Here is a 14,471-nt window from a genome sequence, read left to right on the forward strand (position 1 = left end):
AGAGCGTTTTAAAATATCTTTTTGCGGGGGAAACTTAGTTTGAAATGGCCAGTCTGCGCACTCTTGAACAAAGCACGATCCCTGTAGCAGCTGGCGAAGCCTGCGTCCGGCTGCGAAGCAGCCGTAAATTCATGCACCTCGGTGTGTCAGGGAAATCCGGTGCACAGGTTTTACGACTGCTGCGCAGCCGGACGCAGGCTGCGCCAGCTGCTACAGGTTTGGCGGTGGCATTTTAGAGGGTGTAGGAAATCCCCACCTGCACGGTCCTCGGCGCCCCCGGATAGGCGTAGACGTTGCCGAACGCGCCCTCCTCGTAATCCTCGTCACCCAGGTTCTTCACATCCAGGTTCAGCCGGATCTTCTCGTTGACCTTGTAGTAACTCAGCAGATCGACAACGGTGTAACTGCCCATCGAAAACGCCGTATTGGCCGTCTGCCCCGCACGCTCGTCGACGTACTTCACGCCTGTCCCAAGCCCCAGTCCTTTCAAAGCACCATCCTGGAACTCATAGACATTGAGCAGGCTGAAGCTGTTCTGCGGGATGTTCATCAGGCGCGTGCCGGACTTGATGACGTTGTCCTTGGTCACTTCGGCATCGACGTACGCATAGCCACCGATCACTCGCCACTGCGGGGTCAGGTTGCCGGCGACGTTGAGATCGAAACCACGGCTGCGCACTTCCCCAGCCGCGACGCTGAAGGTCGAGTCCACGGGATCGGTGGTCAGCACGTTACGCTTTTCGATCTGGTAGATCGCCGCGTCGACGCTGAGCTGGCTGTCCAGCGCTTCCCACTTGATACCCAGCTCCCAGGACTTGCCCTTCTCCGGCTCGAACCCGCCACCCTCGCGGCTGGCACCGGTATTGGGCTTGAACGAGCGAGCCGTATCGGCGTAGACCGCCACGGTGTCGGTCAGGTCATAGGTGAGGCCAAGGCGCGGGGTCACCGCATTGTCACTGGCCTGCCAGCTTCTGCCACCCGGGACGAAGGTTTCGTAGTCATGTTCGAAACGCTCGAAGCGTGCGCCGGCCAGCAGTTTCAGGCGTTCGGTCAATTCGACCTGATCCTGGATGAAGGCAGCGTAGGTCTTGAGGTTTTCCTTGTCGTCGGTCGGCGTGCGGGTCAGCGCCGGACGCGGCTGGCCATACACAGGATCGAAGATGTCGATCGGGTAGGCACTCACCGCGCCGCTGGAACGCTGGATGATCGACTTGTAGTCGTAGTCTTCGTACTCGACGCCGGTCAGCAAGGTGTGATTGAAACCGCCCGCGGTGAAATGCCCGGTCAGGTTGAGCTGGGTGTCCTTGTCCGTCCATTCCAACTTGCGATAGTTGAAGTTGCGACCCAGGGTGCGGCCGTCTGCCGCGACTCCGTTGCCTTCGACCGCATTGCCCTGCAGCGTGCCGTCGAGCCACTGGAAGCCACCGCCCAGGGTCCAGTTGTCACTGAGGAAATGCTCGAAACGCAACTGGGCCATGTTGTTGTCGTTGTGCAGTTTGCCGACGTCTTTTTCACCCCAGAAGGTGTCGCGAGACGCGGTGCCGATCTGGTTGGGGTAGCGGGTCAGGCCGCGATCCAGCGGGTGATTGTTGCGCATGAAATCGCCCTCGAAGATCACCTTGGTGTCCTCGGTGGCTTGCCAGCTCAGCACCGGTGTGATGCCGTAGCGCTCGGTTTCGACATGATCGCGGAAGGTGTCGCCGCCCTCGCCCACCACGTTCAGGCGATAGGCCAGGCGGCCCTCTTCGTCCAGCGGGCCGCTGGCATCCAGGGTGCCGCGCTGCATGCCCTGATCGTCGAGCTGGCTGCCCAGGGTCACCGTGGGTTTCGCCAGCGGTTGCTTGGAGATGACGTTGAAGGTACCGCCCGGATCGCCACGGCCATAGAGCATGGTCGCAGGCCCGCGCAGCACTTCGAGGCGTTCGATGGTGTTGGCATCCGGCATGTTCGGATAGCCGCGGTTGATCGGGAAGCCGTTGCGGTAGAACTCACCGGTGGTGAAGCCGCGAACGGTAAAGGTGGTCAGCCCCTGGCCGCCGAAATTGTTGGCGCGCCCTACGCCACCGGCGTAATCGAGGGCGTCCTGCAATCGGGTGGCGCTGATGTCCTCGACCACATCCTTGGGCACCACGGTGATGGACTGCGGCGTTTCGTGAATCGAGGTGTCGGTGCGTGTCGCGCTCGCCGAACGGGTCGCGCGGTAGCCATCTACGGGCCCCAAGGCGGTTTCGAAGTCTGCCGTGCCGACGATGTCGGTTGCCTGCAGTTCCAGGCTGGATTTATCGGTCAATACCTCATCCGCCCAGGAGGAGGTGGACAACGCCTGAAGCACACAAATCGACACAACACTACGACGCATCTTTAGAACCTTGGGTAAATGGCCAAAAGGAAAGGCATACGTGCCAAAAAATCGGAGCGCATGGTATACCAACATATTAAATATTGATAGGTATTCTCATTTGTATTTACGTGGAGATTGACATGATTGCCTAAAGCAATTAATTATTTGCCTTAGGCAACCAATTTAGAGATTCCCATGACCAGCCCCTCCATCGATCGCATCGAGGCCGTCCGCCATTTCAACCGTTTCTACACGCAGCAGATTGGCGTGTTGCAGGAACACCTCAACCAGGCCGATTTCTCATTGACGGAAAGCCGGATTCTTTTCGAGCTGGGCGCGCGCACGGCGCTGACCAGTGCCGATCTGTGCCAGCTGCTCGGGCTGAACGCCGGCTATCTCAGCCGTATCGTCAACGGGTTCGAGAAGAAGAATCTGATCGAGAAAACCCGTTCGACCAGCGACGCACGGGCGTCGGAGCTGAAGCTCACCGATTCGGGCAGAGCGGTGTTGGGGCAGCTGGAGCAGGCGTCTCGCGAGGCCGTCAGTGTCATGCTGCAACGGTTGCCGGAGACGCAACAGGAGCAATTGGTCCAGGGAATGACGCAGGTTCAGAACCTGCTCAGCGGCAGAACCACCTCCTACCTGTTGCGCGACCCGCAAGCCGGCGACATGGGCATCGTCGTCCAGCAGCAGGCTTCGCTCTACACCCGCGAGTACGACTGGAATTCGGAGTTCGAAGCGCCGGTGGCAGAGATCGTCGCCAAGTTTTTGAGAGAGTTCGACCGGACCTGCGAGCGTTGCTGGATCGCGGAAAAGGACGGCAAGGTCGTCGGCTCGATCTTCGTCGTCCGGCACGACGAAAAGACCGCCAAGCTGAGGATGTTGTACGTGGACGCGTCAGCCAGAGGACTGGGCATCGGCAACCGACTGATCGAAGAATGCATCGCCTTCGCCCGTCAGGCCGGATACGAAAAGATGATGCTCTGGACCACCAGCATCCTGTCCGACGCCCGCCGGCTGTACCAGAAGGCGGGTTTCCAGTTGATCGAAGAAGAGCCTATGCACAGCTTCGGCAAAGACCTCGTCAGCCAAACCTGGATGCGCGATCTGTCGGAGCGGTGATACTGGCAGATTCTGTGACCCACACGGAACCTTGTGGGAGCGAGCCTGCTCGCGATGAGCCTGAGATCACTGCGGGCTGTCAGGCAACTCGCGTCATCGTTGACGACCATCGCGAGCAGGCTCGCTCCCACAGTGGATGGTGCTGATTGCAGGTCTTGTGACCAACACAAAAACCTGTGGGAGCGTGGCTTGCCCGCGAAGGCGTCAGGTCAGTCTGCATCTGCTTTGCTGACACTCCGCTTTCGCGAGCAAGCCCGCTCCCACAGTGGATTTGTGCAAGGCCCCAAATCAGGCCCGATCCATCGCCTCTTCCAGCCCCTCATCTTCCCCCAGGAACCCGCCGCTCTGGTGCTGCCACAGCCGCGCATAGGTGCCGTTCTTCTTCAGCAGTTCAGCATGGGTGCCCTGTTCGATGATGCGGCCCTCATCCATGACGATCAGCCGATCCATAGCCGCAATAGTCGACAACCGGTGGGCAATGGCGATGACAGTCTTGCCCTGCATCATTTCATCGAGGCTTTCCTGGATCGCGACTTCAACCTCCGAGTCCAGCGCACTGGTAGCCTCGTCGAGTAGCAGGATCGGCGCGTTCTTGAGCATCACCCGGGCGATGGCGACACGTTGACGCTGGCCGCCCGAGAGCTTGATGCCGCGTTCCCCGACCAATGTGTCGTAGCCGGAGTGCCCCTGCGGATCCCGCAACTGGCTGATGAAACCGTCGGCCTGGGCATTGGCGGCAGCTCGGCGAATCTGCTCGTCGGTCGCATCCGGACGGCCATAGGCGATGTTGTCGCGGATGGATCGATGCAGCAGCGACGTATCCTGAGTGACCATGCCGATGGCGCTGCGCAGGCTGTCTTGCGTCACCTGAGCGATGTTCTGCCCATCGATGCGAATCTCGCCGCTGTCCACGTCGTAGAAGCGCAGCAGCAGATTGATCAGCGTCGACTTGCCCGCACCGGAACGCCCCACCAGACCGATTTTCTCCCCCGCACGGATGTTCAGGCTCAGGCCATCGAGCACCTGGCGTTCACCGTTGTAGTTGAAGCGCACGTTGTCGAAACTCACCGCGCCACCCACAGGCACCAACACACCCGCATTCGGCGCGTCCTGCACCTTGGGGCCCTGGGTCAGGGTCACCATGCCGTCCTGCACGGTGCCGATGCTCTCGAACAGCGAGGTCATCTGCCACATGATCCAGTGCGACATGCCATTGATACGCAGCGCCATGGCCGTGATCGCCGCCACCGCTCCGGTGCCGACCTCACCCTGATGCCACAGCCACAGCGCATAGCCGCCAGCGCCAATGATCAGCCCCACCACCAGCGCCTGATTGACGATCTCGAACTGGCTGACCAGACGCATCTGGCGAAAACCGGTCTGCTTGAAATCCTCCATCGCCGCACGGGCGAAGTGCGCTTCACGCTTGGAGTGCGAGAAAAGTTTCACCGTGGTGATGTTGGTGTAGGCATCCGAAACGCGCCCGGTCATCGATGACCGCGCATGGGCCTGCTCCTGCCCGACCTTCCCCAGACGCGGCACGAAATACAGCATCGCCAAGCCGAACAACGCGATCCAGATGATGAAAGGCAGCATCAGTTTCAGGGCGAAGCCGCCGGCCAGGGCGATGATTGCAATGAAATAAACGCCGATCCCGGGTGCGATTTCGATCACCGTGAACAACACTTCGCGCACGGCCAGTGCCGTCTGCATCACCTTGGTCGTGACCCGGCCGGAGAACTCATCGGAAAAGAAAGAAAGGCTTTGGCGCAGCATCAGGCGATGGAAATCCCAGCGCAGGCGCAGCGGCAGATTGATCGCCAGAATCTGGTGCTGAACCATCGTGCGCAGCGCCACCAGGCCAATACTGGTGACCAGCACAATCCCGATCCCCCACAGCACACGACGCTCCTGCCCTTGCGCATCGCCGCCGGCCTGCCAGGTCGAGAGCAGATCCACAACTTGCCCGAGGAAGGAAAACAACCAGGCTTCGTAAATCGACACACCGGCACTGAGCAGCGCAAACAGCAGAATGTAACCCCGCGCGCCCCGGGTGCAGGCCCACAGGAACCGTGCAAGTCCAACCGGTGGCGGTGGTGCCTCATCAGGCGGAAAAGGGTCGAGCCTTCGTTCAAACACACGAAGCATTGTGGCCTCCTAAATGGTCAAGAGCGCAGATTCTGCCATCTAACGGAGGTTTTGAGGGTTTTGCAGGCCAAGGGTTCGACTCCACCCCCTGTGGCTGCGGGCTTGCCCTAATGCCAGTCAGTTAAGGCAAAACGCGGTCCATGTAGCAGCTGGCGAAGCCTGCGTCCGGCTGCGAAGCAGTCGCAAAACCTGAATGCGAGGTCTGCCTGGAGCACCGCGTTGCCTGATTTCACGACTGCTGCGCAGCCGGACGCAGGCTTCGCCAGCTGCTACATGTTTTGCGGCGGCTTAACTGACTGGCATTAGGGCTTGCCCGCAGCCACAGGGGGTGGAGTCGACACTGGATCTGTGAACAGGGCTCTGCAACAAACCAGGAGTTGTGAAAAAACACAACCGGAGTACCATCGGCCCAAAGACAGGGAAGCCTATGGATATTCTCAAGCCATCACGATTTGATGATGCTGCGATTTTGTACCCGAACGACAAGGCCGGGCTTGACCGTTGCCACCGTCTTTTAAAGATGGCACGCCCGAAAGGATTCGCGGATCTGCAAAAGCTTTTTGGTACGCACGGCATCGACTTGTTCAAGCCGAGAGCCGAAATGAATTGGGTGGTGATCGACGTTGGTGGCAATAACCTGCGGGTGATAGGCGGAGTCAACTACACCCGGCAGAAGTTCTATGTAAAACACATCTACACGCATGCCGATTACGACGTTGCCAACGTCTGGTATGCACGAAACAAAGGGGTAAGACGATGAATGCAGCCCGAAATGACTTTCAAGCCGTGATCGCAATGCTGGGCGAGCTACACACCGCGGTTGAGCGTCTGCGTGGTGAATTTGTGCATGGCATCAATACCCCTGCTGACTATGAGCGGGCGACCTGGTTGCTCGATGAACTGACCGATGGGCGCGCACTGAGCAGAATCGAAGAAAAAATCCTCGTTGAACTGGAGGATGAAATTCTGGCTTACCAGAAAAAATCCGAGCAGTTTCGCGAATCGAATGCCGCTTTCGAGGCGACATGCACTCCCGTGCAGCTGATCAAGGATCTGATGGAGACGCTCGGGCTCACCGGTTCGGACCTTCCTGAAATCGGCGATAAAACGGCCGTGTCCAAGGTGCTCAGTGGAGATCGGCCTATCAGTCACAAGATGGCATATGCGCTGGCCGAACGATTTGCTATGGAACCAGGCGCTTTCCTGCCGGCAGCGCCGGAAATGCTGGCTGCCACCGAGAGTGCATTGCGCAAGACCAGGAAAGCCTCCGCTCCGCTGACACGTCAGGAGAAAAGTGGCCAACATTGAGTGCGACCTCGCTTGGCCACTTCGCCCCTGCCTAACGCTAAGACGTCACGCTGCCCCTTCCCTCCTATCGCCTGTCATCAGAAAGCGGCGTCTGCTCATCCGCCTCCGGCGTCACCCTCTCCCCAGGTGGGTTCCAATCATCGGGGCGTTCATCCGCGGGATTTTTCAACGGGTCGTACTTGTCGGGATCATCCGGGTCCAGCAGCGGTTCGTCCGAGTCAGGCTCGGGCTTTGATGGATCGGAGTCTTGCGTCTGGTCTTCGAAACTCGAGTCTGTAGACATAACCACCTCGCCAATGAGATTCCGGACAATCCGGTCTTATGGGTTGGAGGCCCTTGCAGCCGGCGGGTGCATTCGGATGGATGAACGGACGATGCGGCGCTGTCATGCCCCGCGCATCAGTAGTTGAAATCATGCCCCAGCTCTTTCTGCATCCACTCCAGAAAACGCCGCACCCGGGGAAAATTCGAATGCGCACGGGGAAATACCAGGTGGTGCGCAGTGATCGGTGAACTCAATGCCGGCGCCACTTCGACCAAGGCACCTCGCGCCAGGTAATCCTGCGCCAGCAAGGTGCTCTCGAGGGCGAACCCTAGGCCGTGATTGGCGGCCTCCAGCGTCATGTAGGATCGGTCGAAGCTCAAGGTGTAGGGTTTTTCCGGACGCGATACGCCGTGTTGGGCAAAAAGCTGCGGCCACTTGATCAGGGTCGCTTCGGACAGGATCAACTGGCTGTCCAGCAAATCCGCGGCGGTGCGGATCGGGCGCTTCTCCAGCAGCTTGGGTGACGCCATCACCGCGATCTTTTCGTTGCGGATCGTGCGTACTTCGTAGCTCGGCCAGTTGGGCATGCCGTGGCGGATGTCCACATCGATCTTGTCGCGGCTGAAGTGCAGCGACTCGTAAGAACACGACAGGTTGATCTGGATGTCGGGATGGCTCTGGCGGAACTGCTCCAGACGCGGCATCAGCCACAGCAGCCCGAAACTGGGCGATGAGTGCAAACGCAGGCAATCGAGACTGACGTCACTTGTGGCGCGCTCGGTCGCCACGGCGAGACTGTGCAGGATGCCGGAGACCTCGGTCAGGTACTGCTCGCCGACCGGGGTCAAGGTCACGCCTCTGGCGGTTCGGAAGAACAGCTGGCGCCCGATCATCGCCTCCAGCTTGGCCAATTGATGACTGACAGCCGAAGGCGTCAGGTCAAGCAATTCGGCGGCGCGGGCGACATTGCCGAAGCGTGCGGTCTGCTCGAAGGCCTGAATGGCTTTCAGCGGTGGCAATGTGGCGGGAGCATCGTCATCTGAACGCATTGTAATGATAGTTCCGCTGCAAGTGGCATGGACCGGGCATCGCGTCATTCAACCACCCAACCGAGCGAATGACGAGTGCTGAATTTTTTTCAGCACCCAGTGAAGTTCGCGTTATTGCTCAAGACCTTGCTGGAGAACAAGCTGAGTCATCGGTTCGTTGCGGATCGACCCACTCAAAACACTCAAATAAAAACAACGAGGTAATCCCCATGCTTCTCCAAGGCAAAGTCGCGATCATCACCGGTGCAGCCTCCGCACGTGGCATTGGCCGCGCTACGGCGGCCACCTTCGCCCAACAGGGTGCGCAGGTTGTGATTCTCGATCTGGATCAATCCGCCGCCCGTGACGCCGCGGCCTCCCTGGGCGAAGGCCATCTGGGTCTGGCAGCCAACGTCGCCGATGAATCGCAGGTTCAACAGGCCGTGGCGAAGATCATCGAGCACTTCGGTCGCATTGACATTCTGGTCAACAACGCCGGCATCACCCAGCCTCTGAAGACCCTGGATATCCGCCCTTCAGATTACGACAAGGTGCTGGACGTGAGCCTGCGGGGCACCTTGCTCATGTCGCAGGCGGTGATTCCGCTGATGCGCCAGCAGTCCGGCGGCAGCATCGTCTGCATGTCGTCTGTTTCCGCACAACGTGGCGGTGGCATCTTCGGCGGCCCTCACTACAGCGCTGCCAAAGCAGGCGTGCTGGGTCTGGCCAAAGCCATGGCCCGGGAACTGGGGCCGGACAAGGTACGCGTCAACTCCATCGCGCCCGGCCTGATTCACACCGACATCACCGGCGGCCTGATGCAGGACGAGCGTCGTCACGCGATCATCGACGGCATCCCGCTGGGTCGCCTGGGCGAAGCTCAGGACGTCGCCAACGCAGCCCTGTTCCTGGCCAGCGACCTATCCTCTTACCTGACCGGCATCACGTTGGATGTGAACGGCGGCATGCTGATTCATTGAGTACACCTGGGCGGGCCTGCATGGCCCGTGCGGTTCTGGATCGACGATGCAGCCGGGCCTCGGGCCTGGCGGTCAATAAAAACAAGAGATCGGACCATCATGACTACCCTGTCGCTCGAAGCGGTTTCGACCGTGCGCTCCTCCGCCTACCGTAAAACGGCCTGGCGCCTGATGCCTTTTTTGATGCTGTGTTATCTGTGCGCCTACCTGGACCGGGTCAACGTCGGCTTCGCCAAGCTGCAAATGATGAACGACCTGGCCCTCAGCGAAGCCGTCTATGGACTGGGTGCGGGGATGTTCTTCATTGGTTACTTCCTCTGTGAAGTACCGAGCAACATCATCCTGCACAAGGTCGGCGCACGGATGTGGATTGCTCGCATCATGATCACCTGGGGCATCATTTCCGCCCTGTTCGCCTTCGTCGAAACCGCCTGGCAGTTCTATGCCCTGCGCTTTCTGCTGGGCATCGCCGAAGCCGGTCTGGCGCCGGGCCTGTTGCTGTACCTGACCTACTGGTTCCCGTCCTATCGCCGTGCACGCATGACCGTGTTGTGGTTCATCGCCATTCCGCTGTCGGGCATGGTGGGTGGTCCTCTTTCCGGCTGGATCATGAACCACTTCGCCGGCATGCACGGCTGGGCCGGCTGGCAATGGATGTTCGTCCTGGAGGCCGTGCCGACGGTTATCGTTGGATTTCTGGTACTGAGTTACCTCAAGGATGGAGTTCATCAAGCCAACTGGCTCAACGATGAAGAAAAAGAGCTGATCACTCGCGAGCTGGCGGAAGACAACCAACAGAAAGTCACTCATGCCTCTGTCGGCGAATTCATCCGCGATCGCCGTCTCTGGTTGCTGGCCGGCATCTACTTCTGCGTGGTGATGGGTCAGTACGCAATCACCTTCTGGTTGCCGACACTGGTGCGCAACGCCGGGGTTTCCGATCCGCTGCACATCGGCTTCCTGACCAGCCTGCCCTACCTCTGCGCAATCGTGGCGATGCTGTTGGTCGGACGCAGTGGCGATAAGCACCGCGAGCGCCGCTGGCATCTCATCGTGCCGATGATCGCTGGCGCTATTGGCCTGAGCCTGGCGGCATTGATGGGCGGGAATGTGACCCTCTCCATCCTCAGTCTGTGCCTGGCGGCCTCCGGCATCCTGTCCGCCACATCGCTGTTCTGGATGCTGCCCACCACGTTGCTCGGCGGTGTCTCTGCCGCCGCCGGTATCGCGGCCGTCAACAGCTTCGCCAACCTCGCCGGCTTCTGCTCGCCCTACCTGATTGGCTGGATCACCACCCTGACCGGTTCCAGCGCCATCGGCATGTACCTGATCACCGGCGTACTGCTGAGCGGCGCCCTGCTGGTCCTGCGCATTCCCGCCGCCCTGGTCAATCGTTGAGTTAACGGAGTTTCACCATGACTACCCAACCTTCACAGATTTCAAGCAAGCATCTGGCGCAGCGCGCCCACAACATCCGGCGTCACGCCTTGCGCATGGGCCAAGTTCAGGGCCAGGGTTATGTCGGCCAGGCGCTCGGCGCTGCCGACCTGCTGGCAGTCTCCTACTTTCATGCCCTGAACCTTCGGCCTGAAGACCCGGAATGGGAGCAGCGCGACCGCTTCTACCTCTCCATCGGTCACTACGCCATTGCGCTGTACGCGGCCCTGATCGAGGCCGAAATCATCCCGCTCGATGAGCTGGAAACCTACGGATCGGATGACAGCCGCCTGCCGATGTCGGGCATGGCCGCCTACACCCCGGGCATGGAAATCACCGGGGGTTCGCTGGGCCAGGGCCTGGGCATCGCGGTCGGTGCCTGCCTGGGTCTCAAGCGCAAAGGCTCGGCCTCCTTCGTCTACAACCTGCTGTCTGACGGCGAGCTGAATGAAGGCTCGACCTGGGAAGCGGTGATGTCGGCCTCGCACTGGAAGCTCGACAACCTGATCGCCATCGTCGACGTCAACAACCAGCAGGCTGACGGTTACTCGAGTGAAATCCTCTCGTTCGAACCCATCGTCGATCGCTGGCACTCGTTCGGCTGGTTCACCCAGCGCGTCGATGGCAATGACATAGATGCACTGGTCGCAGCTTTCGACGCCGCTCGCAACCATCCCGGCGCCCAGCCACGGGTGATCATCTGCGACACCAAAATGGGCAAGGGCGTGCCCTTCCTGGAAAGCCGCGAGAAAACCCACTTCATCCGCGTGGAAGAACACGAATGGGACCTGGCACTGAACAACCTTGAAGAAGGAAAAGACCAATGAGCAACGCCGCCAACACTTCGACCAGCGCACCGGTCAAAAAGCGCCTGACCACCTCGGCGATGATTGCTTCCATTGCCTCCGAAGGCCAGGCCACCAAGTCTGCCCCATTCGGGCATGCACTGGCCGCGCTGGCGAATCAGCGCCGGGATATCGTCGGGCTGTCCGCCGACCTGTCCAAGTACACCGACCTGCACATCTTCGCCAAGGCGCATCCGGATCGTTTCTATCAAATGGGCATGGCCGAGCAGTTGCTGATGAGCGCCGCAGCCGGCATGGCCCGCGAAGGCTTCGTGCCCTTCGCTACCACCTACGCGGTGTTCGCTTCACGTCGCGCTTATGACTTCATCTGCATGGCGATCGCCGAGGAAAACCTCAACGTCAAGATCGTCTGCGGCCTGCCCGGCCTCACCACCGGCTACGGCCCGAGCCACCAGGCGACCGACGACCTGGCGATCTTTCGCGCCATGCCCAACCTGATGATCGTCGACCCCTGCGATGCCCTGGAAATCGAGCAGGCAGTGCCCGCCATCGCCGCGCATCAGGGCCCGGTCTATATGCGCTTGCTGCGCGGCAACGTACCGCTGGTGCTGGACGAGTACGGCTACCAGTTCGAAATCGGCAAGGCCAAGACCCTGCGCACCGGCAATGATGTACTGATCATCTCCACGGGCCTGATGACCATGCGCTCGCTGGAAGCGGCCAAGGCACTGCAAGCCGACGGCGTGGACGTCGCCGTGCTGCACGTACCGACGATCAAACCGCTGGATGAACAAACCATCCTCGCCGAAGCGCGCAAGTCCGGTCGGTTGGTGGTCACTGCGGAGAACAGCTCGATCATCGGCGGTTTGGGCGAAGCGGTCGCGGGCGTGCTGCTGCGTAACGGCGTGACGCCGACCTTCAGGCAGATCGCATTGCCGGATGCGTTCCTCGATGCCGGCGCCTTGCCGACGTTGCATGATCGCTACGGCATTTCGACTGAGGCGGTTTGTGCTCGGATCAAAGCGTGGCTTTGACCTGGGATTGATTAGGGGCGCTTAGGGATAGGCGCCCCTTTTTGCATCGCGTGTTTTGTAACAGTGGGGCTCGGCTCAATGCCAGTCAGTAAACAGATTTAACAGGCGATGAGGGCATTGTGGCGAGGGGGTTTATCGAAACGTCGCACCGCCCCGTTGGGCTGCGAAGCGGCCCCAAAAAATGGGACTGCTGCGCAGTCCAACGGGGGTAACCCCCCTCGCCACAGGTATGTGTTCGGCTTAACTGACTGGCATCAGGGCTTGGCTCAGAAATCGTAGGTGTAGCTGAAGTAAAACCGATCAGCGTCATGGGTAATGATGCCTGCCGGTCCGCGACTCGCAACAAACCGCGAAACTCCATCAGGTGTGCCCTCGGTCTCGAATTCATCGTGCAACCAGACTGCACTGAGTCCCTTCAGCGCGCCCTGGAAGGCGTACTGCAGAACGGTCTGGAAATCGTACCGGGAAAAATTATCGTAACCGGCGGCATGGGTCGATCTCGCGTAGTAGGTATCCAGCACCAGACCCGGTAAGCCAAGGGGTGCGAAGTTCACGCCGGCGCTGAGTTTGAACATCTCCTCGTTCTTCAGACCGAAGTAGTAGAAGTCCTTGGCGCTGCTGTCCCAGGTGCCGTGGTCCTGTGAGAAGAACAGCCGGTCAAAGTCATCGCCCCAGACCTTGTTGTAGGCGAAGCCGGCGTAATAAGGACCGGTGCGGTATTTGATCGACAGGTCCATGAAGCGCGCATCGTGTGATTGCTCGGGTTCGTACAGGCCTTTCACGCCGCCATAGTCGAACAGCTTGCCTGCATCCTGCTGGGTCCCGGTGGTGGCATACACATCAATGCCACGAGCCTGTCCCAGATCGAAAGTGTGCTCGGCCTTGAGCAGCGCTTCGCGCAGGTAATCCGTCGATTCGGCGTATTCGGTGCGCAAGGTGGTGCCTTCGGGCGCTTTCCAGGTCAGTGCGTACAAACGCAAGTCTTTGATCTTTTCCCCACTGAAGTTCGTCAGGTCGTTGCCCCAGCCATTTTCCTGTCGGGGGCTGAATTCGTTGATACGGCTGGAGCGTGCTTCGAACGTGCCCAGGCGGTAACCAAGGTCATAGCCAACGGTCGCGGCGGGAAGAATGCGCGTGACGTCATCGCGGTATTGTCCATAGCGGCGGATCTTCTTGCCGGCGCCGACATTCAGCTCACCCGCTCCCGCGGCAAACTTGCCTCGAAGGTAGGCCTCAAGAGGTTTGGCGATGCCATGGGGATCGGTGATCGACTGGCGCGCTTCCAGGTTGGTGATGCTGGTGGCGTTCTGACCGATGTTCAGATCGTTGGCCAGGCCGTAGCTGTAATCCACGCCCAGCATGTCGTTGTACCAGCCCGACCGGAAGGTGAACTGCGCACCCTGGACCCACTCGTCACGGACAGGGCCGACGCCATCGCCGTCGTTTTCGTTCCAGTAGTACTGGCTATAGCGCAACGAGGTCTTGCTGTCTTCGATAAAACCGCCAGCCTGCACGCCAGTAACGAGCATGCCGCATGCCAAACCAGCCAGAGCGCTACGAGTAATCAACATGACCTGTCCCTTTTTCGGGTTATTAGAATGGTGCCCCTTTGGTGGCGGCACCTAGATTCCAACGGGTCATGTCGGGAGGCAATTCAATCAGGTTTCATCCTGTGGAACAGGGTCTGAGGGCCGCGAGATAGGCACTTGCAATGGGGGCAGGTAATGCGGCACATGCTCGGTTAACGAGGATTTCCGAGGCGAATATAAGTGTTTCAGGCGAAGCAGATGTAGCCTGAACTGACGCCTTCGCAGGCAAGCCTTGCTCCTACAGTTGGGGTGTCACATTGCCGTAGGAGCGAGGCTTGCCCGCGAAGAGGCCGGCACATTCAGCATCAAGCCTGCGTCCGGCTGTGAAGCAGTCGCAAAACCTGCAAATCGGATTTATCTGACAGACCGCTCTGTTTTTGAGGGGGCATGCGCTCCGGCGACAGTTTTTACGA

The 14,471-nt window shown here is 59.8% G+C and carries 12 protein-coding genes; 7 read left to right on the plus strand and 5 right to left on the minus strand.

Features of this window, described 5'->3' with window-relative positions; translation table 11 throughout:
• Window positions 1-232: 232 nt before the first annotated feature.
• Window positions 233-2,359 (minus strand): TonB-dependent siderophore receptor, encoded by a 2,127-nt coding sequence (locus tag K9857_RS01410; protein WP_224533125.1) that lies wholly within the window; start codon window positions 2,357-2,359, stop codon window positions 233-235.
• A 177-nt stretch (window positions 2,360-2,536) separates the two neighbouring features.
• Here K9857_RS01410 and K9857_RS01415 point away from each other — a divergent pair, with 177 nt between their 5' ends.
• A complete protein-coding gene (locus tag K9857_RS01415; protein WP_224533126.1) occupies window positions 2,537-3,463 on the plus strand; it encodes a helix-turn-helix domain-containing GNAT family N-acetyltransferase in 927 nt (308 codons plus the stop codon).
• Window positions 3,464-3,751: 288 nt separating this feature from the next.
• Here the strand turns inward: K9857_RS01415 and K9857_RS01420 are convergent, their stop codons facing one another.
• Window positions 3,752-5,611, minus strand: coding sequence for an ABC transporter ATP-binding protein (locus tag K9857_RS01420; protein ID WP_224533127.1), 1,860 nt, complete (start codon window positions 5,609-5,611; stop codon window positions 3,752-3,754).
• A 427-nt stretch (window positions 5,612-6,038) separates the two neighbouring features.
• Between K9857_RS01420 and K9857_RS01425 the strand changes: the two genes are divergently transcribed.
• The gene (locus K9857_RS01425; protein ID WP_224533128.1) at window positions 6,039-6,371 is read left to right on the plus strand and encodes a type II toxin-antitoxin system HigB family toxin; all 333 of its coding nucleotides are present in this window, start codon (window positions 6,039-6,041) and stop codon (window positions 6,369-6,371) included.
• Window positions 6,368-6,919 (plus strand): type II toxin-antitoxin system HigA family antitoxin, encoded by a 552-nt coding sequence (locus K9857_RS01430; RefSeq protein ID WP_224533129.1) that lies wholly within the window; start codon window positions 6,368-6,370, stop codon window positions 6,917-6,919. Before K9857_RS01425 ends, K9857_RS01430 begins: the two co-directional genes overlap by 4 nt.
• Window positions 6,920-6,983: 64 nt before the next feature.
• On the opposite strand, the gene K9857_RS01435 is transcribed toward K9857_RS01430, so the two are convergent.
• Both K9857_RS01435 and K9857_RS01440 read right to left on the minus strand, forming a co-directional pair.
• Window positions 6,984-7,202, minus strand: coding sequence for a hypothetical protein (locus K9857_RS01435; RefSeq protein WP_224533130.1), 219 nt, complete (start codon window positions 7,200-7,202; stop codon window positions 6,984-6,986).
• Window positions 7,203-7,318: 116 nt separating this feature from the next.
• Window positions 7,319-8,233, minus strand: a complete 915-nt coding sequence (locus K9857_RS01440; RefSeq protein ID WP_224533131.1) for a LysR substrate-binding domain-containing protein — start codon at window positions 8,231-8,233, stop codon at window positions 7,319-7,321.
• A 209-nt stretch (window positions 8,234-8,442) separates the two neighbouring features.
• Between K9857_RS01440 and K9857_RS01445 the strand changes: the two genes are divergently transcribed.
• From K9857_RS01445 to K9857_RS01460, 4 genes are all read left to right on the plus strand, one after another.
• Entirely contained in the window at window positions 8,443-9,192 is a 750-nt protein-coding gene (locus K9857_RS01445; RefSeq protein ID WP_224533132.1) for an SDR family NAD(P)-dependent oxidoreductase, read from the plus strand.
• 99 nt (window positions 9,193-9,291) lie between these two features.
• Window positions 9,292-10,590: an MFS transporter gene (locus K9857_RS01450; protein ID WP_224533133.1), complete on the plus strand. Its 1,299-nt coding sequence runs from the start codon at window positions 9,292-9,294 to the stop codon at window positions 10,588-10,590.
• A 17-nt stretch (window positions 10,591-10,607) separates the two neighbouring features.
• Window positions 10,608-11,456, plus strand: a complete 849-nt coding sequence (locus K9857_RS01455; RefSeq protein WP_224533134.1) for a transketolase — start codon at window positions 10,608-10,610, stop codon at window positions 11,454-11,456.
• On the plus strand, window positions 11,453-12,469 hold the full coding sequence (locus K9857_RS01460; RefSeq protein ID WP_224533135.1) for a transketolase family protein: 1,017 nt from the start codon (window positions 11,453-11,455) through the stop codon (window positions 12,467-12,469). The genes K9857_RS01455 and K9857_RS01460 overlap by 4 nt, the downstream gene beginning before the upstream one ends.
• Window positions 12,470-12,735: 266 nt before the next feature.
• Here K9857_RS01460 and K9857_RS01465 read toward each other — a convergent pair whose 3' ends face one another.
• Window positions 12,736-14,040: an OprD family outer membrane porin gene (locus K9857_RS01465; RefSeq protein WP_224533136.1), complete on the minus strand. Its 1,305-nt coding sequence runs from the start codon at window positions 14,038-14,040 to the stop codon at window positions 12,736-12,738.
• Between the last annotated feature and the right edge of the window lie 431 nt (window positions 14,041-14,471).

The organism is Pseudomonas sp. REP124, assembly GCF_020164475.1.
GTDB lineage: Bacteria > Pseudomonadota > Gammaproteobacteria > Pseudomonadales > Pseudomonadaceae > Aquipseudomonas.